The organism is Enterobacter sp. EC_50 (genome assembly GCF_019584525.1).
GTDB classification, from domain to species: Bacteria; Pseudomonadota; Gammaproteobacteria; order Enterobacterales; family Enterobacteriaceae; genus Enterobacter; species Enterobacter roggenkampii.
Window position 1 is genome coordinate 49099 of record NZ_VDAF01000020.1, and the last position, 20125, is coordinate 69223.

Below are 20125 nucleotides of genomic sequence, written 5' to 3' on the forward strand. Positions count from 1 at the left end.
GGTTAAAAGGGAAAGGCATGTCCGGAATTGAAGCGGTATTTTTCGACTGCGACGGTACGCTGGTCGACAGTGAGGTCATTTGTTCCCGCGCGTATGTGGCCATGTTCCAGGAATTTGGCATTACGCTGGAACTCGACGAGGTGTTTAAGCGCTTTAAGGGCGTGAAGCTCTACGAGATCATCGACATCATTAACGAAGAACACGGCGTCGTTCTGGATAAAGCGGCTCTGGAACCGGTGTACCGCGCCGAGGTTGCGCGCCTGTTCGATTCGGAGCTGGAGGTGATTCCGGGCGCAAACGCGCTGCTGGATGCCATGACGGTGCCGATCTGCGTGGTCTCCAACGGACCGGTCAGCAAAATGCAGCACTCGCTCGGCAAGCTTGAGATGCTGCACCACTTCCCGGAAAAACTGTTCAGCGGCTACGATATCCAGCGCTGGAAGCCGGACCCGGCACTGATGTTCCATGCGGCAAAGGCGATGAACGTTAACGTAGAGCACTGCATTCTGGTGGATGACTCGTCTGCGGGCGCGCAGTCGGGGATTGATGCGGGGATGGAGGTGTTTTACTTCTGCGCCGACCCGCACAACAAGCCGATCGTTCATCCAAAAGTCACGACCTTCACCGATCTGGCGCAGCTACCCGCGCTGTGGAAGGCGCGCGGGTGGAATATTACGCGTTAAGCCGCCCCTCCCGGCAGGGAGGGCGACAGGTTTATCTGAAGAGCTTTTGAACAAACTCAGCATAGGCCGGACGCCAGACGTCCATTTCGTGATTCAGACCGGGGTACATTTTATAGTCGAATTTGATGCCCTGCTTTTCCAGCTCCGCTTTCAGACCGGCGATATCTTTGCCGGTCACCGAATCGCGCTCTCCCACAACGACGGTGAAGTTATGCAGCTGCCGGTTAATGGCCTCAGGCTGCTTAAAGCGTGCGGCCACGCCTTCGTCAGGCACGGTTGTCGTGGTAACGCCGCTGAACGTTCCCAGCCAGCCGAAGCTCTCCAGATGATTCATCCCGGAGACCAGCGCCTGATAACCGCCCTGTGACAATCCCGCCAGTGCCCGGCCTGCCGCATCTTTACGCACGTTGAAGCGTGTATCCACCAGCGGAATAATCTCGCTCATCAGTTCACGGTCTGCGGCTTTCGCATTGAGCGGATAGAAAGACTTCCGTCGTTCTGCCGGTGGGAAGTTCTCGGGGATGGCCTCAGTGCTCTCCGTCTCGGTGTCGGGTACCACCACCAGCATCGGTTTGATTTTCCCTTCGGCCATCAGGTTATCCATGATTTGCGGCAGACGGCCCTGATCGATGGCAGAGAGCCCGGTATCCCCAAAACCATGGTAGAAGTAGAGCACCGGTAAGGGTTCCCCTGTGCCGTTGTAGCCAGGGGGAGTCCATACATAGACGCGGCGCTCTGACTTGAGTGACGGCGAGTGCCAGGTCAAGGTCGTCAGATCGCCATGCGGTACAGGACGATCGTCGAGAATACTGCCCGGAACCAGAATCAGGCTGGTGTTCACCTGCCGCTGGGGTTTTTGATAGCGGCTTCCCGTGTCAACTGAACGGAAACCATCGATGTCGAAATAATATTCGTAGAGATTCGGGGCCATCGGCTCGCTTTTCCATGACCAGACGCCATTTTTCTCTTTCGTCATATCATGGGAAACCTGGCTTTCAGGCATTGACCCCGTCACCACGGAGACTCGCGTTGCGCCGGGTGCAAACAGGCGAAACGTAATGCTTTTATCCGCATTAACCTGGGTCACATAGTGGCTGACCGGGGTAGTCTGGTCAGGTGTGACCGGCAACGGTGCGGCAATCACGTCTGTTCCAGTACCGATCCCGATGCTGATGGCCATCGCCAGGCACGCTAATGAATTTTTCATATACCATCCTTTGCTGTTTTTTCGTCTCACGTTAGCGCGTTTCGAACGTCAGGCAACGGATGAAGGGGAAAATTGTGATTACACTAGAAATAACAACGCCGGTGAGTACCGGCGTTGTTATCAGATGACAGGATTACTCTTTCGGGTCTTTACCCGCCAGCAGCTTGTCCAGCTCGTCGCCGCCCACGTGACGGAAGTCCTGACCCTTCACGAAGTAGAAAATGTATTCGCAAATATTCTGGCAGCGGTCACCGATACGCTCGATGGAGCGCGCGCAGAACAGGGCCGTCAGCACGCTCGGGATCGTGCGGGAATCTTCCATCATGTAGGTCATCAGCTGGCGCACGATGCCTTCATACTCCTGATCGACCTTCTTGTCTTCACGGTAGATACGCACCGCTTCGTCCAGATCCATCCGCGCAAAGGCATCCAGCACGTCGTGCAGCATCTGCACGGTGTGGCGGCCCAGCGACTCCAGGCTGACCAGCAGCGGCTGATGCTGCTGAGAAAACTTCTCCAGCGCGGTGCGGCAGATTTTATCGGCGACGTCACCAATACGTTCCAGCTCGGCGATGGTTTTGATGATCGCCATCACCAGACGCAGGTCGCTCGCCGTCGGCTGACGTTTCGCGATAATGCGCACGCAGGCTTCGTCGATAGCCACTTCCATCATGTTGACGTTTTTATCGCCTTCAATGACGCGCTTCGCCAGCTCGCTGTCCTGGTTGTGCATCGCCGTAATCGCATCAGAAAGCTGCTGCTCGACCATGCCGCCCATGGTCATCACCTGGGTGCGAATGCTTTCCAGCTCTGCGTTGAACTGGCCGGAAATGTGTTTATTAAGATTGAGGTTGTCCATGGTTTCTCCACATGCACTAAGGCAAATCAACCGTAGCGGCCAGTAATATAATCTTCGGTTTGTTTCTTCGCGGGCTTAGTGAACAGATCGTCCGTGTTACTGAACTCAATCAATTCACCCAGGTACATAAACGCCGTGTGATCGGAGCAACGCGCAGCCTGCTGCATGTTGTGGGTCACGATAACCACGGTGTAATCCTGCTTCAGCTCGGTGATCAGTTCTTCAATACGACCGGTTGAAATCGGGTCCAGCGCTGAACACGGCTCATCCAGCAGCAACACTTCCGGGCGAATCGCAATACCGCGCGCAATGCACAGACGCTGCTGCTGACCACCGGAGAGAGAGTACCCGCTCTGGTGCAACTTATCTTTGGTTTCGTTCCATAATGCGGCCTTGGTCAAAGCCCACTGCACGCGCTCATCCATATCGGCACGGGAGAGCTTTTCAAACAGACGCACACCAAACGCAATGTTGTCATAAATAGACATCGGGAACGGCGTGGGTTTCTGGAACACCATCCCCACTTTCGCACGCAGCAGGGCAATATCCTGAGCCTGGGTCAGAATGTTTTCACCGTCGAGGATGATTTCCCCTTCAGCGCGCTGCTCCGGATAGAGCGAATACATTTTGTTAAAGGTACGCAGCAGCGTGGATTTCCCACAGCCGGACGGACCGATAAATGCCGTGACCTGGTTCTTTGCGATATCCAGGTTGATGTTCTTCAGGGCATGGAATTTGCCGTAGTAGAAGTTCAAATCACGAACCTGAATCTTACCCGGGGCAGTATCAACCATACTCATTGACTCATTTCCTCATTCGGCGCCGCGATCTGCCGCGCCGTAAAAAATTAACCGTGTTTCTTCTTCGCGAAAATGACGCGCGCCAGAATGTTCAGCAACAGTACGCAAAGGGTAATGATCAGCACCCCGGCCCAGGCCAGCTGCTGCCATTCCGCGAAGGGGCTCATCGCAAATTTAAAGATCGTCACCGGCAGGTTGGCAATCGGCTGCATCATGTCCGTGCTCCAGAACTGGTTGGAGAGGGACGTAAACAGCAGCGGTGCCGTTTCACCCGCGATACGCGCCACCGCCAGCAGGATACCGGTCATGATCCCGGAGACCGACGCCTTCAGCGTAATCGCAGAGATCATCTTCCATTTCGGCGTACCCAGCGCGTAAGCGGCTTCACGCAGGCTGTCCGGCACCAGTTTAAGCATGTTCTCGGTGGTTCGAATCACAATCGGCACCTGCAGCAGCGCCAGCGCAATGACGCCCGCCCAGCCGGAGAAGTGTTCCATCTGCGCCACCACCACGGTGTAAACGAACAGACCCACGACGATAGACGGGGCTGACAACAAAATGTCGTTAATGAAGCGAATCACTTCCGCCAGCCAGGATTTACGGCCGTATTCAGCCAGGTAGATACCCGCCATAATGCCCAGCGGCGTGCCGAAGACCGTGGCCCAGAGGATCAGCAATCCGCTGCCCGCCAGGGCATTCGCCAGGCCACCACCCGCCGTGTTCGGCGGCGGCGTCATTTCGGTGAACAGCGAGAGTGACATTCCGTCAATCCCGCGAACGACCGTTGAGAAGAGGATCCAGACAAGCCAGAACAGACCGAATGCCATCGTCGCCATAGAGAGCGTCAGGGCAATGCGGTTTTTCATGCGGCGTCTGGCCTGCATTTTGCGGCGGGATTCCGCCAGTTCAGCAGTAGCTTGCATTTCGAGAGTGGCCATTAGCGTGCTCCCTCATTTTTAGCGAGACGCATAATCATCAGCTTGGAAATCGCCAGAACAATGAAGGTAATAACGAACAGAATCAGACCCAGCTCCATCAGCGCCGCAACGTGCAGGCCGGATTCCGCTTCCGCAAACTCATTCGCCAGCGCAGAGGTAATACTGTTGCCCGGCATGTAGAGCGACGCGCTGTCGAGCTGGTAGGTGTTACCGATGATAAAGGTAACCGCCATGGTTTCACCCAGCGCACGACCCAGGCCCAGCATCACGCCCCCGATCACCCCATTTTTGGTGAACGGAAGAACAATGCGCCAGATCACTTCCCAGGTGGTGCAGCCGATGCCGTAGGCCGACTCTTTCATCATCACCGGCGTTTGTTCGAAGACATCGCGCATGACCGCCGCAATGTACGGAATAATCATGATGGCGAGGATCACACCCGCCGCCAGAATGCCGATACCGAAAGCCGGGCCGGAGAACAGGGCCCCCACAAACGGAATGGCAGAGAGGACGTTACCCACCGGTTCCTGGAAGTACGTGGCGAACAGCGGCGCAAAGATAAACAGACCCCACATGCCGTAGACGATACTTGGGATGGCCGCCAGCAGTTCGATGGCGATACCCAATGGGCGACGCAGCCAGCCCGGCGCGAGCTCCGTCAGGAACAGGGCGATACCGAAACTTACCGGAACCGCAATCAGCAGGGCGATGAACGAGGTCACCAGCGTGCCGTAAATCGGCACCAGTGCACCGTAGATATCGTTCGGCGCATCCCACTCTTTACTCCACAGGAAGGAGAAACCGAATTTCTGGATGCTCGGCCAGGAGGAGAAAATCAGAGACACGATAATGCCGCCCAGCAGCAATAGCACAATCAGCGCAGCCAGTTTGACCAGCGCGCTGAAAATCATGTCACCTTTTTTACCCGGAGGGTTAAATGCAGGCTTGGTTGCAGCCATAAATTACTCTTCTGTTTGAGACGTTTTTACGAATATGCCCGGTGGCGCTGACGCTTACCGGGCCTACAGAGTAAACCGTAGGGCGGGTAAGCGCAGCGCCACCCGCCATCTTCGTTAAATATATCCTGTTAGTACAGCGCTTTACCGCTGCTGTCTTTCACGTTGGTTTTCCATGCAGCGCGAATCTGCTCAACCACGTTGTCTGGCAGGGTGGCGTAATCCAGAGCGTTAGCCTGTTTGCCGCCGTTTTTGTATGCCCAGTCGAAGAACTTCAGCACTTCAGCGCCCTGTTCAGGTTTCTTCTGCTCTTTGTGCACCAGGATGAAGGTGGTAGAGGTGATTGGCCACGCTCCTTCGCCCTTCTGGTTAGTCAGATCCTGCGCGAAGGATTTGCTCCAGTCAGCGCCTTTGGCGGCGTTAGCAAAGTTCTCTTCGGTCGGGCTAACCGGTTTGCCGTCGGCAGACACCAGTTTGGTGTAGGACAGGTTGTTCTGCTTCGCGTACGCATACTCTACGTAGCCGATGGAGCCAGGCAGACGCTGTACGAACGCGGCGATACCGTCGTTACCTTTACCGCCCAGACCGGTAGGCCAGTTAACGGTAGAGCCGGAGCCGACTTTAGATTTCCACTCTTCGTTCACTTTCGCCAGGTAGCTGGTGAACACGAAAGAGGTACCAGAACCATCCGCGCGGCGAACCACGGCGATGTTCTGAGAAGGCAGCTTCAGGCCTGGGTTGAGTTTGGCGATCGCTTCGTCATCCCATTTTTTGATTTTGCCCAGGTAGATGTCACCCAGGGTTTTGCCGTCCAGCACCAGCTCGCCCGACTTCACGCCCGGCAGGTTGATCGCCAGAACCACGCCACCGATCACGGTAGGGAACTGGAACAGGCCTTCCTGAGCCAGTTTGTCATCAGACAGCGGAGCATCTGATGCGCCGAAATCAACCGTGTTCGCGGTAATTTGTTTTACGCCACCGGAGGAGCCGATACCCTGATAGTTAACCTTGTTACCGGTTTCTTTCTGGTAGGTATCCGCCCATTTGGCATACACCGGCGCAGGGAAGGTTGCACCAGCGCCAGTCAGGCTTGCTTCTGCAAATACAGAGAACGCGCTCAGAGATAAGGTCGCGGCGACAACAGTTGCGACAGTGGTACGCATAACTTTCATAATGTCTCCTGCAAGATTTTCGTAAATCGTTGTTTAGTGGCTACGATGAGCAAAATAGGACAAACAGGTGACAGATAAATGTACGAATTATGACATTTTTATGACAATGCAGGCGTTAAAAATAAGTCATTGATAATAAATGATATTTATTCATGATGGCGTCATAGAATTGTCATACAGAAAGGGATAAGCCTGGTACATAAGGGGGAAAATGACAACGGCTGTCATAAACAGCCGTCGGGTGATTAATGTTCAATTTCCAGCGTGACCGTCGCGTACGCTTCAAACGTTCCAGGTTTTGGCTGAGCCCCCGTTGCGCTTGCAGGCGCAGCGGAAAAGGTAAGCGAATTGTTTTCGGCGCCGTTGTTGTTTTCGCCCCTATCCATGTCCATCCTGCCGCCGTTGACGCTGACCAGACGATCCCACTTGTCGTATACCACAATGCCTACATCATCATTGCCGTTGACTTTCATCATCGTGGCATCGGCGTCAACAGGGTCTCCATGGAAAGTGGAGTAGACAATATTCTCATCCAGCATGCCTGTGCACTGTACCTGAATCGTCTTTTTTACCTTGTGACTCGTCACGGCGGTGCCTTTGGTAGCGGAAAATTCCGGGGCCGGGATTTTGCCAAAATCTATCTCAAGCGTCTGCCCGGGCGCTATCTCGCAGTTTTGCGGCACGACGATATCGCCAGCGATTTTGATCTCTGCCATTTTTTCGGTGCTGGAGGTCGAGGAGGCCGCATCCAGCCCTCCATAAAGATCGGCGACTATCGTACCTGGCACACTCACCCGGCCAATAAACGGCTTGTTAATTAAGAATGATATTTTTATTTGTGAACCGGTATTGAGTGTTGGTTCGCTCCCTTCCTCGCCAGGCGCATAACAATAGGAGCTATGAGACATTACGTTTGGTTCTGCACTGAAAGGTACCGGTATATATTCTCTGCCAAGCACAAGTATCGACGTGGCGATGCTGAGGTTGTTATTAAGGGTAAAATAGGTATACCCGTTCTTTACCACATCTTCACTTAACGGCGATCGTGCGGTGTAGTAGATTTGGCGAAAGCCCGTAGAGTAATGCGTAAGACAGTTGCATTGCGCTTTGTAACTCGTAGATGAACTGAGCGTTTCCAGATCTCTGTACCTGCTTTATTTTTATCCGCCGGGATCGACTGCCCGTTCAGATTAAGGTTATAGATATAAGCGCCACCTTCGGAGTGACAAATCCCGTCGCCCGTGGTGTACGCCTTGCATACTGGCGTCATAAATATTATCAACGCGCTTAAAAACAGAGGTGTCCTGAATTTCATCTTATTTCCCTATTGGCATACTGCCGATATTTGTATCAGTTCAACGCCTTCTGGCGGGGTAAAATGGTAGTTAACCGGGCAGGTCACCGTGTTATCTGCACCCCACTTCAGGACAAACGCCCCCTCTTCCGTCATGCCGGACAGATAAAGCTCGCCATTTTCGCCCACAATGCCGGTTACGCTGCCTTGGGGTAAATCAGCCGAGGCCATTGCGCCAAACGGCACCGGTTTGCCACTCTTCTGCCGCACATTGAACAGGACGCGATAGCCCACGTGAGTGACAAACTCCGCCCGTACCACCGCGCCGCGCGTCGGGATAACGCTGAGGATACTGTTGTCGATTTCGACGTTGGCCTTCGCAAAGTAATCGCTGTCGATCTCCACTCTGTTTTCATCGTAGGCATTGAGCTGCGTCTGTACCGTATAGCCGCGCCAGTCCGTCGCCTTACCCGTACCATTCTCCAGCGCCAGGCCGGAAGCTCCCGGGGCTTTAACCAGCGCGACGGTTTCCCCTAGCTCCTGAGAGAAGGTGATGCCATCGCTGTGGGCCAGAATCCCGCCCTTCATGCCATAGTTGAGGCGCTGGTTGTCCTGGGTATAGTCGTAACTGGCGTTTACCGAACCATAGGTGCCGTCATAGCCCACCCCTGCGCTGTTGTTGTAATCTTCGTTATCCGCATCGTAAGACTGCTGAACGTTCCAGGAGAGGTTGTGCGCATCCAGCGCGTTACCGCTCAGCCCCACCTGGTGCATCCCTTTTCCGTGGTTGTTTTGGGTGTACCCATAGTTGACGTAGCTGTCATGCAGCCAGCCTGACAACGGTATGGAGAGAGAGAGCATAAAAATCTGTTCGCTGCCCTGGCTGTCGCTGATGTCAGTGTCGGTGCTATTTTGGGCCGAGGTGAGTGAATCGGTGTAGTTCCAGGAGACGTTCCAGGAAATAGAGCGCCAGCTATTGCTGTAGCCCAGCTGCACCAGCCGCTCGACTTCATTCGTCTTCCAGTACTGCTGGCGGCTAAGGGTAAGATAAATATTTCCCATCCCGTCGCCAAAGGTCTGCGTCCATGTTCCCTCCAGACGGCTACGGCGGTTACCTGTCGTCCAGAAGTCGCTCTCGTTATTCTGCCGGGACGCCCATTCGTTCAGGGTGTAGTAGCCCTCTGTGGAGTAGCGGTAGCCCACCAGCCGAAACGTTGTGTTAGTTTCATCAAAACGTTTGGAATAGAGAAAACGGTAAGATTGCCCGCTTTCGTCATCGTCCTCAAACCGCGCGCGGGCATGCGTTACGTCCAGCGAAATGGCGCCCAGCGAACCCATATCTTTCCCCACGCCAAGCGCGGCGGAGGTGTAATCGCTGGTTCCCTGCACGCCCCCGTAGAGGGTAATACCCGCAGGAAAACCGTGTAAAACCTGCGCCTGAAAAACGATCGGCTGAAAATCGTTTTGATCGCGCAGTTCACCCGCGCTGATATCAACATCGGTTTGATCTTCACGCTTCAGGATCGCCAGTGAGGCGTAAGGCTGGGTAAAATGTTGCTCGCTGCCATCCTCTTCTTTGATGGTAACATCCAGATCGCCACCCGAATTGGTAGTGTTTAAATCCTTGAGCGCAAACGCTCCCTGCGGTACGGCAGACTGGTAAATGATGTAACCGTTTTGCCGCACAATCACGGTCGCATTGCTTTTCGCCACGCCGCGAACCACTGGCGCAAACCCCGTCAGGCTCGAAGGCAGCATGTCATCATCCGTATAGAGACGCATACCACGCAGTTGCGTGCTGTCAAACACGTCGCTTGCGGTCCACGTATCCCCCAGCATGATTTGGCTGCGTAACGCGGCGATATCGCGCTGTAAATAGGTATTGATCGAATGATACGAAGACTCGCCATCGGTCACGTTTAGCGTACTGTAGTTACGTAAACGCCATGCCCCCAGGTTGGCACCGTTGCGCAGGTTCAGATAATAAAAATCGTCGTTAACATCCTCGTTCGAATGCACCGTGCTGGAGCCGGAAAAATCGTAGTTCACCATAAGCGCATTGATGCCCTCATCCCAGCGTGAGGGACTGATATAGCCGCGCGCCGATACATCAATATAGATTTGCGGCAACGTGACGTTAAGCTGGAGTTTATCCGTATCAAACGTCCAGGTTGAGCCGGGAACGAGCGGTGCGGGGTTCAGACAGGCTTTGTCATCTATGTCGTTAAGGGCCTTGATAGCCGCCACTTTTACCCCAAGCTCAGCGAGCACGGTTTTGACGTCTGAGAAGCAAGGATGAAGGTTGCTGGTGGCAGTATCTTCGACAAAGGTTACCTCCCGGCGGTCAACATATTCGCCGTTAACATGAATACTGACCTTATAGTTCCCGGCAGGTAGATTGTTCGCGCGGTTAAACTGGTGGATATCAACGTCCACAGGATGATCGATTTCAAGCAACGCAGGGTTAAACATATCCCTCGCGGCCGTCTCGGCGGATAAACCAAGCACCACCCCGGAAGCAAACGCGATGAAAATACGGGAACACTCCATAAATAAACCATCCTTTGCTTAAAGCGCTGCTTTTAAATCCTGACTAATCGCACCGAAATCATTCACATACCGCCACACCAGCGCATGGCCATTCACGCCTTCCGGTAAGGGTAAACGCAGGGTTTCAAAGGGATGGACGATATTGAGTGGCACATCTTTGCCGTCCACTGTCACATTCATAACGTTGATATTTAGCGGCGTGGGATTTTCAACTACCAACTGCCGATTTTCTCTGTGCCACTTCACCTGCGTGGCGGCGCGCTCCGGGGTGATGTTCAACGAGGCCGGACGCCAGAGCAGCTTGATACGCGTCTTAATGGCGATTTCCATCGCGTTCGGCTTATTGCTCGCCGGGGGAATATTTTTGATGTTCAGCCAGAACACCGACTCCCGATCCTGCGGTAAATTGCCCTCGGTTTTCATAATGCGCAGAATTTTTTCCTGCCCAGCCTCCAGACGAGATACCGGTGGAATGACGGTAAACGGTGGTTTTTTCGCGGTTCCTGTATTATTGAAGGGGTCAACCCATGTTTGAATAAGATAAGGGATAGCCGCTTCGTTATTTTTGACAGTAATGGTTGTGTCGGATTTATCACTCAAATAAATCACTCGTGTGCCACCAATAACCACACCTGCCGATGCCAGTGTAGAAATACCCGTAAGACAACACGCTATTAATACATTCACTATACGCCCTGGCATAATCCAATGTCCTTATATATAAAGGAGCCTGTTAATAAGTTCTTAACAGGCTCCGAATCCATCATCGCTGATTATTTCAGATTTTCAATAGTAAACTGAGAGTCAGCATTCGCAGTACCCGGCGTCACTGTTGCCAGAGTCTGGACGAATTTCGCCTTGAATCCCATATCCGCTTTACCATCAGCAATGGCAACGTATTTAGAATTGTTGTACAACGGGATCGCGGTATCATCGCTCAGGTTGAACAGTTTAATCGCCACGCCCGTCGCCGCAATGGCATCGCCGCTGCCAGTGAACTCGCCATCCGTACCGCTTTCGCCGTTCACCGGCGTACCGATTGAGAGATAACCTTTACCGATGGTATCTTTATCTTCCGTCCCGTCAAAGCGTACTGCCGCCTGAGTATAGGTTGCCGGGCAGCCTTCCAGACGGATGTGGAAATCTTTAACAGACGCGGTGGAATCAATACCTGCGAAAGTAGTGGCCGCCACACGACCAATATTAACAGTCTGGTTGCTGGTATCAGTCGTGACTGTACAGGTAGAATCAATCACCTCGCCACGGAAATGAACAGTACCGTCAGCCGCTAATGTCGCACCTGAAAACAGAGCGGAAGATAAAACCAGCGAAGTGGCTATAACGTTTAATTTCATGAAACTCTCCATAATTTATATTATTTGTATGCGTTTCATTTACACATTCAAATAAAACACACCATCCTTTAAAGCGTGGCGATAGTACAATTCATTCCTGCCCTATGACAAACACGTTTTCCCTCATGAAATATCTTTAAAAGAAAATAATAAAAACGAAAAATAAAAAACCCCTTACAAATAAGAATAAAAAATAATTAAAAAATGCTATTGATGCCTCTTTTCTGTTTTTTTGAGAATTTATCAATATCTTTTCTTTGCCACCGCTAAATAAGATTATTTTTTAAGCAGAAATCGGCGAGACAATCAGATGACGCAATAATGTAAGGAAACATGAAAAAAGAAACAGGCTGCGATAAAAAGAAGTAATCGCTGAGGGGAGGACTATGAGGCTGCCAGAATACTGGCAGCCTCGGGTAGGCTGGAGATTATTCTACGGTAACGGACTTCGCCAGGTTACGCGGCTGGTCAACGTCGGTGCCTTTGATCAGCGCCACGTGATAGGCCAGCAGCTGCAACGGCACGGTGTAGAAGATCGGCGCAATCACCTCTTCCACATGCGGCATCTCGATGATGTGCATGTTGTCGCTGCTGGCGAAACAGGCATCTTTATCAGCAAAGACGTACAGCACGCCGCCACGGGCGCGGACTTCTTCGATGTTGGACTTCAGTTTTTCCAGCAGTTCGTTGTTCGGTGCCACGACGATAACCGGCATATCCGCGTCAATCAGCGCCAACGGACCGTGCTTCAGCTCGCCTGCCGCATAGGCTTCAGCGTGAATGTAAGAGATCTCTTTCAGCTTCAGCGCGCCTTCCAGCGCAATCGGATACTGATCGCCACGGCCCAGGAACAGGGCGTGATGTTTGTCAGAGAAATCTTCCGCCAGAGCTTCAATGCGTTTGTCCTGAGACAGCATCTGCTCAATACGGCTCGGCAGCGCCTGCAGACCGTGAACGATGTCATGCTCAACAGAGGCATCTTCACCTTTCAGACGCGCCAGTTTCGCCACCAGCATCAGCAGAACCGTCAGCTGAGTGGTAAACGCCTTGGTGGAGGCCACGCCGATTTCGGTACCCGCTTTGGTCATCAGCGCCAGATCGGATTCACGCACCAGCGATGAGCCCGGGACGTTACAGATGGCCAGAGAACCCAGATAACCCAGCTCTTTAGAGAGACGCAGCGCCGCCAGGGTATCTGCCGTTTCACCTGACTGGGAAAGGGTGATCATCAGGCTGTTACGACGCACGGCAGATTTGCGATAGCGGAACTCAGACGCAATTTCTACGTCGCACGGCACGCCCGCCAGAGATTCAAACCAGTAGCGAGAGACCATACCGGAGTTGTAGGAGGTGCCGCAGGCCACGATCTGAATATGCTCAACCTTGCTGAGCAGTTCGTTCGCGTTTGCGCCCAGCTCGCTCAGATCCACTTCACCATGGCTGATGCGCCCGGTCAGGGTGTTTTTGATGGCGTTTGGCTGCTCGTAAATCTCTTTCTGCATGTAGTGACGGTAAGCGCCTTTGTCGCCCGCGTCGTACTGCAGATTCGATTCGATCTCCTGACGTTTCACCTGCTCGCCTTTGGTATCGAACACGGTCACGCTACGGCGAGTCACTTCGGCGATATCCCCCTCTTCGAGGAAGATAAAGCGACGGGTGACCGGCAGAAGTGCCAGCTGATCGGAAGCGATAAAGTTTTCACCCATGCCCAGGCCGATAACCATCGGGCTACCGGAACGCGCGGCCAGCAGCGTGGACGGGTCGCGGGAATCCATGATCACCGTACCGTACGCACCGCGCAGCTGAGGAATAGCACGCAGCACCGCATCACGCAGCGTACCGCCCTGCTCAAGTTCCCAGTGCACCAGGTGAGCAATCACTTCGGTGTCAGTTTCAGAGACGAAGGTGTAGCCGCGCGCTTTCAGTGCTTCACGCAGCGGTTCGTGGTTTTCGATAATGCCATTGTGCACGACCACGATGTGTTCAGACACATGCGGGTGCGCGTTGCCTTCAGACGGTTCGCCGTGCGTCGCCCAGCGGGTGTGCGCAATACCGGTTCCCCCGTGCAGCGGATGTTCTTCCGCGGCCTGGGCCAGCATCTGCACTTTACCGAGACGGCGCAGACGGGTCATATGACCTTCTGCATCGACAACAGCCAGACCGGCAGAGTCGTAACCACGGTATTCCAGACGACGTAAACCTTCGAGAAGGATTTCAGCAATATCACGCTGCGCAACTGCGCCAACAATTCCACACATAATTTTAGATTCCGAATTTAGGCATAATGCCTGCGTTGTCGCTGACCTGTATTTGCCCTTTCCGGGCGCCCCGAGCCTTGTAGAGAGTGGGGTTATTTTTATGGGTACTGCTTGTGGGGGGAGATATATGTTTATCTCCTCACCCGGGTTTGCCTGATGACGGCTACGCCTTATCAGGCCTACTCAATCGTAGGGCGGGTAAGCGTAGCGCCACCCGCCTTGTTGTTACTTCTTCTTCACAGGACGTTTCCAGCCCTGCTTGTGCACCTGCGGCACACGGCTTAATACAAGTTCGTTATCGGCGATATCGCGCGTAACGGTTGTCCCGGCGGCAATCGTTACGCCGTTACCCACGGTAACAGGCGCCACCAGTTGGGTGTCGGAACCGACAAACACATCATCACCGATGATGGTTTTAAACTTATTGGCGCCGTCATAGTTACAGGTGATTGTGCCTGCGCCAATGTTGACGTTGTCACCAATTTCCGCGTCGCCCAGATAGGTTAAATGACCGGCTTTAGAGCCTTTACCCAGACGCGCTTTTTTCATCTCAACGAAGTTGCCCACGTGAGCGCCTTCCAGCAGCTCAGCGCCCGGGCGCAAACGCGCAAACGGGCCGATGGTACAGGCCACATCCAGACGGGCATTTTCCACCACGCTGTACGGGCTGATTTCACAGTCGTCACCAATGACGCTGTTTTTGATCACGCAGCCAGCGCCAATTTTGACGCGGTTGCCCAGCGTCACGTTACCCTCGAGGATGACGTTAGTATCAATTTCAACGTCGCGCCCGTGCGCTAACGTTCCACGCAGATCGAAACGCGCCGGATCGCGCAGCATCACGCCAGCCAGAAGGAGTTTCTCGGCCTGTTCGGACTGATAAACGCGCTCAAGACGGGAGAGTTGAAGACGGTTGTTCACCCCTTCGGTTTCGCTGATGCGCGCCGGATGGACCGCCGCAATCTCGCGCCCTTCCAGGTATGCCATCGCAATAATGTCGGTGATGTAGTATTCACCCTGGGCGTTATTGTTATTGAGCTTCGACAGCCAGCGCTTCATATCCGCACCATTGGCAATCAGGATACCGGTGTTGATCTCCTGAATCTGACGCTGCGCCTCGCTGGCATCTTTATGCTCAACAATACCCGTAACGTTGCCGTTTTCACGGGTGATACGGCCATAACCGGTTGGATCGTCCAGCACGACGGTTAATAAACCGATGCCGCCCTGCGGTTTGGCTTCACGCAGGCGAGTCAGCGTTTCAACGGAGATCAGCGGGACATCGCCGTAGAGCATCAAAATGTCTTCGTCATCCGCAAAGAAGGGCGCTGCCTGCTGCATGGCATGGCCTGTACCCAACTGCTCGGCCTGAAGCACCCAGTTGAGCTTGTCGTCGCTCAGCGTCTTTTTAAGCAGATCGCCGCCGTGGCCGTAGACCAGGTGGACCTGACTTGCACCCAATTCATTCGCTGCATCAATGACGTGCTGCACCATTGGCTTTCCTGCAAGCGTGTGAAGCACTTTAGGCAGGTCGGAATACATGCGGGTCCCTTTGCCTGCGGCAAGGATCACCACGCTCATCGCACTGTTTGACATACGCATCCTGACGGTAGTTTGAGTGAGAAGTAAAAACGTTTGATGCTTAAAATTCTACATCTTTTTCAACATGAATTAAGGACGAAAAAAAAGCCAGCCTGGTATCCAGACTGGCTTTTGTGCTTTTCAAGCCGGTGTTACATCGCTTTTTTGGTCAACTCGATAACGCGCAGTTTGGCGATCGCTTTGGCCAGCTCCGCAGACGCCTGAGCGTAATCCACGTCACCATGAGAGCTGCTAATGTGCTCTTCAGCCTTACGCTTCGACTCCAGGGCTCGCGCTTCGTCGAGATCCTGGCCACGAATAGCGGTATCGGCCAGAACGGTCACACTGCCAGGCTGCACTTCAAGAATGCCGCCGGACAGATAGATAAACTCTTCGTGACCGAACTGTTTAACGATGCGGATCATACCAGGCTTAATGGCGGTGAGCAGCGGTGCGTGACCCGGGAAAATACCCAGCTCACCTTCACTACCCGTTACCTGGATTTTCTCGACCAGACCAGAGAACATTTGTTGCTCTGCGCTGACGACGTCCAGGTGGTAAGTCATTGCCATATCACCCTCCGATTAAGGCGTTAAAGTTTTTTGGCTTTTTCCACAGCTTCTTCGATGGAACCAACCATGTAGAACGCCTGCTCTGGCAGGTGATCGTATTCGCCTTCCATGATGCCTTTAAAGCCACGGATGGTGTCTTTCAGGGAAACGTATTTACCCGGAGAACCGGTGAATACTTCCGCAACGAAGAACGGCTGGGACAGGAAGCGCTGGATCTTACGCGCACGTGCTACCACCAGTTTGTCTTCTTCAGACAGTTCATCCATACCCAGGATGGCGATGATGTCTTTCAGTTCCTGGTAACGCTGCAGCAGGGACTGTACGCCACGCGCGGTGTCGTAGTGTTCCTGACCAACAACCAGTGGATCCAGCTGACGGCTGGTGGAGTCCAGCGGGTCAACGGCTGGGTAGATACCCAGAGACGCGATCTGACGGCTCAGTACCACGGTTGCATCTAAGTGCGCAAAGGTGGTGGCTGGTGATGGGTCAGTCAAGTCATCCGCAGGTACGTATACCGCCTGAACGGAGGTGATAGAACCGGTTTTGGTAGAGGTGATACGTTCCTGAAGAACACCCATCTCTTCCGCCAGCGTTGGCTGATAACCTACCGCTGAAGGCATACGACCCAGCAGTGCAGATACTTCAGTACCGGCCAGGGTGTAACGATAGATGTTATCAACGAACAGCAGAACGTCACGGCCTTCGTCACGGAACTTCTCAGCCATCGTCAGGCCGGTCAGCGCAACGCGCAGACGGTTTCCAGGTGGCTCGTTCATCTGGCCGTAAACCAGGGATACTTTGTCCAGAACGTTGGAGTCGGTCATTTCGTGGTAGAAGTCGTTACCCTCACGAGTACGTTCACCTACGCCCGCAAACACAGAGTAACCGGAGTGCTCGATCGCGATGTTACGGATCAGCTCCATCATGTTTACGGTTTTACCTACACCCGCACCACCGAACAGACCCACTTTACCGCCCTTCGCAAACGGACACATCAGGTCGATAACTTTGATACCGGTTTCCAGCAGTTCCTGAGAGCTGGACAGCTCTTCGTAGGAAGGTGCCGCGCGGTGGATAGCCCAACGCTCTTCTTCACCGATGTCGCCTTTCATGTCGATTGGCTGACCCAATACGTTCATGATACGACCCAGTGTTGCTTTACCTACCGGGACTTCGATCGGGTGCTCAAGGTCTTTTACTTCCAGACCACGACGCAGACCGTCGGAAGAACCCATCGCGATGGTACGCACGATACCGCCGCCGAGCTGCTGCTGAACTTCCAGCACCAGGCTCTCGTTACCATTCTGTACCTCAAGCGCGTCGTACACGCGTGGTACGGCGTCCTGAGGGAACTCGACGTCCACCACGGCGCCGATTACCTGGACAATCTTTCCAGTAGCCATCTTGAATCCTCTACGTAATTCGTAAACCTGGTTAAACCGCGGCGGCCCCCGAGACGATCTCGGTGAGTTCCTGAGTAATGCTGGCCTGACGAGCTTTGTTGTAAACCAACTGCAGCTCTTTAATCAGGCTGCCGCCATTATCGGTCGCGGCTTTCATCGCCACCATTCGTGCGGCCTGCTCGCTGGCCAGGTTTTCTACAACGCCCTGATAAACCTGAGATTCAACGTAACGACGCAGCAGGGTATCCAGCAGCGGTTTCGGATCGGGTTCATACAGGTAATCCCAGGCTTTTTGCTTCAGCTCGTCATCTTCTGATGCCGGTAACGGCAGCATCTGAGTGAGCGTTGGAACCTGAGACATGGTGTTAATGAATTTGTTGCTGACAACGTACAGTCTGTCCAGACGGCCTTCATCATAGGCCTGCAACATCACTTTAACCGGGCCGATCAGTTCGGACAGGGACGGGTTATCACCCATACCGGTCACCTGAGCGACAATGTTGCCACCAACGGAGTTAAAGAAAGAGACGCCTTTAGAGCCGATCATTGCGATATCGCACTGAACGCCTTTTTCAGACCATGCTTTCATATCCGCCAGCAGTTTTTTGAACAGGTTAATGTTCAAGCCGCCACACAGACCACGGTCGGTCGACACCACCAGGTAGCCCACGCGCTTAACGTCGCGTTCTTCCAGGTAAGGGTGCTTATATTCCAGATTACCGTTTGCAAGGTGACCAATCACTTTGCGCATGGTTTCTGCATAAGGACGGCTGGCCGCCATGCGATCCTGCGATTTACGCATTTTGGAAGCGGCGACCATCTCCATCGCTTTAGTGATCTTTTGCGTGTTCTGGACGCTTGCGATCTTACTACGTATCTCTTTTGCGCCGGCCATGAGCTTCTCCTCAATGCCAGGCGGCTTGTCCTGAGACAAGCCGCCGGACGATTACCAGGATTGGGTTGCTTTGAAGGAATCGAGGATAGCTTTCAGCTTGCCTTCGATTTCGTCGTTATAGCCACCGGTCTGGTTGATCTCTTGCATCAGCGGAGCGTGATCACGGTCGACGTAAGCCAGCAGAGCGGCTTCGAAGCTACCGATTTTCGCCAGTTCCACATCTTCGAGGTAACCGCGTTCAGCCGCGAACAGTACCAGGCCCTGCTGAGCAACAGACATTGGTGCGTACTGTTTCTGCTTCAGCAGCTCGGTCACTTTCTGACCGTGGCTCAGCTGTTTACGGGTTGCTTCGTCCAGATCGGATGCGAACTGAGAGAACGCAGCCAGTTCGCGATACTGTGCCAGCGCGGTACGGATACCACCGGACAGTTTCTTGATGATCTTGGTCTGAGCAGCACCACCCACACGGGATACGGAGATACCCGGGTTAACCGCCGGACGAATACCGGAGTTAAACAGGTTGGTTTCCAGGAAGATCTGACCATCGGTAATGGAGATTACGTTGGTCGGAACGAACGCAGAAACGTCACCCGCCTGGGTTTCAATGATCGGCAGCGCGGTCAGAGAGCCCGTTTTACCCTTCACTTCACCTTTGGTGAAGTTCTCGACGTATTCCGCGTTAACGCGGGAAGCACGCTCCAGCAGACGAGAGTGGAGGTAGAATACGTCGCCAGGGAACGCTTCACGTCCAGGTGGACGACGGAGCAGCAGGGAAACCTGACGATAAGCAACAGCCTGCTTAGACAGGTCATCGTATACGATCAGCGCATCTTCACCGCGGTCACGGAAGTATTCGCCCATTGCACAACCGGCGTATGGTGCCAGGTATTGCAGTGCAGCAGATTCAGAAGCGGTCGCCACAACAACAATGGTGTTAGACAGCGCGCCGTGCTCTTCCAGTTTACGAACCACGTTAGAAATGGTGGACGCTTTCTGGCCGATAGCCACGTACACACATTTGATGCCGGAGTCACGCTGGTTGATGATGGCGTCGATTGCCATCGCGGTTTTACCGGTCTGACGGTCACCGATGATCAGTTCACGCTGACCACGACCGATTGGGATCATGGCGTCAACGGACTTATAACCTGTCTGAACAGGCTGATCTACGGACTGACGGTCGATAACGCCTGGTGCGATAACTTCGATTGGGGAGAAGCCATCGTGCTCAACCGGACCTTTACCGTCGATTGGCGCACCCAGGGTGTTAACAACGCGACCCAGCAGGCCACGGCCAACCGGTACTTCCAGAATACGGCCAGTACACTTAACCTTCATGCCTTCGGCGAGGTCAGCATATGGACCCATCACAACTGCACCAACGGAGTCGCGCTCCAGGTTCAGTGCGATAGCGTAACGGTTACCCGGGAGGGAAATCATCTCACCCTGCATACAATCGGCCAGGCCGTGGATGCGGATAACACCGTCACTTACAGAAACAATAGTACCTTCGTTGTGAGCTTCACTCACAACATTGAACTGAGCAATGCGCTGCTTGATCAGTTCGCTGATTTCGGTGGAATTCAGTTGCATGCTCCAGTC

General features: G+C 53.6%; 17 protein-coding genes. 1 reads left to right on the plus strand and 16 read right to left on the minus strand.

The window, feature by feature from the left end:
- Window positions 1-17: 17 nt before the first annotated feature.
- On the plus strand, window positions 18-683 hold the full coding sequence (gene yieH, locus FHC48_RS16960) for a 6-phosphogluconate phosphatase (RefSeq protein ID WP_008500180.1): 666 nt from the start codon (window positions 18-20) through the stop codon (window positions 681-683).
- Between the two features lie 31 nt (window positions 684-714).
- Here the strand turns inward: yieH and FHC48_RS16965 are convergent, their stop codons facing one another.
- The 16 genes from FHC48_RS16965 to atpA form a co-directional block, all read right to left on the minus strand.
- A complete protein-coding gene (locus FHC48_RS16965; RefSeq protein ID WP_087450469.1) occupies window positions 715-1863 on the minus strand; it encodes an esterase in 1149 nt (382 codons plus the stop codon).
- A gap of 160 nt (window positions 1864-2023) precedes the next feature.
- The gene (gene phoU, locus FHC48_RS16970; RefSeq protein ID WP_008500182.1) at window positions 2024-2749 is read right to left on the minus strand and encodes a phosphate signaling complex protein PhoU; all 726 of its coding nucleotides are present in this window, start codon (window positions 2747-2749) and stop codon (window positions 2024-2026) included.
- A gap of 26 nt (window positions 2750-2775) precedes the next feature.
- On the minus strand, window positions 2776-3549 hold the full coding sequence (gene pstB / locus FHC48_RS16975) for a phosphate ABC transporter ATP-binding protein PstB (protein ID WP_008500183.1): 774 nt from the start codon (window positions 3547-3549) through the stop codon (window positions 2776-2778).
- A gap of 47 nt (window positions 3550-3596) precedes the next feature.
- Entirely contained in the window at window positions 3597-4487 is an 891-nt protein-coding gene (gene pstA / locus FHC48_RS16980; RefSeq protein ID WP_024907882.1) for a phosphate ABC transporter permease PstA, read from the minus strand.
- Entirely contained in the window at window positions 4487-5446 is a 960-nt protein-coding gene (pstC, locus tag FHC48_RS16985; protein ID WP_008500185.1) for a phosphate ABC transporter permease PstC, read from the minus strand. Before pstC ends, pstA begins: the two co-directional genes overlap by 1 nt.
- A gap of 128 nt (window positions 5447-5574) precedes the next feature.
- The gene (gene pstS / locus FHC48_RS16990) at window positions 5575-6615 is read right to left on the minus strand and encodes a phosphate ABC transporter substrate-binding protein PstS (protein WP_008500186.1); all 1041 of its coding nucleotides are present in this window, start codon (window positions 6613-6615) and stop codon (window positions 5575-5577) included.
- A 245-nt stretch (window positions 6616-6860) separates the two neighbouring features.
- Window positions 6861-7754, minus strand: coding sequence for a fimbrial protein StgD (stgD, locus tag FHC48_RS16995; protein WP_227028283.1), 894 nt, complete (start codon window positions 7752-7754; stop codon window positions 6861-6863).
- Window positions 7755-7939: 185 nt separating this feature from the next.
- Complete coding sequence (locus FHC48_RS17000; RefSeq protein ID WP_059363320.1) at window positions 7940-10459, minus strand: fimbria/pilus outer membrane usher protein; 2520 nt, start codon at window positions 10457-10459, stop codon at window positions 7940-7942.
- An 18-nt stretch (window positions 10460-10477) separates the two neighbouring features.
- A complete protein-coding gene (locus FHC48_RS17005; RefSeq protein WP_059363318.1) occupies window positions 10478-11161 on the minus strand; it encodes a fimbrial chaperone in 684 nt (227 codons plus the stop codon).
- A 71-nt stretch (window positions 11162-11232) separates the two neighbouring features.
- The gene (locus FHC48_RS17010) at window positions 11233-11814 is read right to left on the minus strand and encodes a chaperone-usher fimbrial major subunit (protein WP_059363316.1); all 582 of its coding nucleotides are present in this window, start codon (window positions 11812-11814) and stop codon (window positions 11233-11235) included.
- A 428-nt stretch (window positions 11815-12242) separates the two neighbouring features.
- Window positions 12243-14072: a glutamine--fructose-6-phosphate transaminase (isomerizing) gene (glmS, locus tag FHC48_RS17015; RefSeq protein WP_059363314.1), complete on the minus strand. Its 1830-nt coding sequence runs from the start codon at window positions 14070-14072 to the stop codon at window positions 12243-12245.
- A gap of 225 nt (window positions 14073-14297) precedes the next feature.
- Window positions 14298-15668 carry a bifunctional UDP-N-acetylglucosamine diphosphorylase/glucosamine-1-phosphate N-acetyltransferase GlmU gene (gene glmU / locus FHC48_RS17020; RefSeq protein ID WP_059363311.1) on the minus strand — a complete coding sequence of 457 codons (1371 nt, stop codon included), beginning with the start codon at window positions 15666-15668 and terminating at the stop codon, window positions 14298-14300.
- A 137-nt stretch (window positions 15669-15805) separates the two neighbouring features.
- Entirely contained in the window at window positions 15806-16225 is a 420-nt protein-coding gene (locus FHC48_RS17025) for a F0F1 ATP synthase subunit epsilon (RefSeq protein WP_006177560.1), read from the minus strand.
- A 20-nt stretch (window positions 16226-16245) separates the two neighbouring features.
- Window positions 16246-17628: a F0F1 ATP synthase subunit beta gene (gene atpD / locus FHC48_RS17030; protein WP_003862362.1), complete on the minus strand. Its 1383-nt coding sequence runs from the start codon at window positions 17626-17628 to the stop codon at window positions 16246-16248.
- Window positions 17629-17659: 31 nt separating this feature from the next.
- Window positions 17660-18523 (minus strand): F0F1 ATP synthase subunit gamma, encoded by an 864-nt coding sequence (gene atpG / locus FHC48_RS17035; protein ID WP_008500191.1) that lies wholly within the window; start codon window positions 18521-18523, stop codon window positions 17660-17662.
- Window positions 18524-18574: 51 nt separating this feature from the next.
- Window positions 18575-20116, minus strand: coding sequence for a F0F1 ATP synthase subunit alpha (gene atpA, locus FHC48_RS17040; RefSeq protein ID WP_003862367.1), 1542 nt, complete (start codon window positions 20114-20116; stop codon window positions 18575-18577).
- Between the last annotated feature and the right edge of the window lie 9 nt (window positions 20117-20125).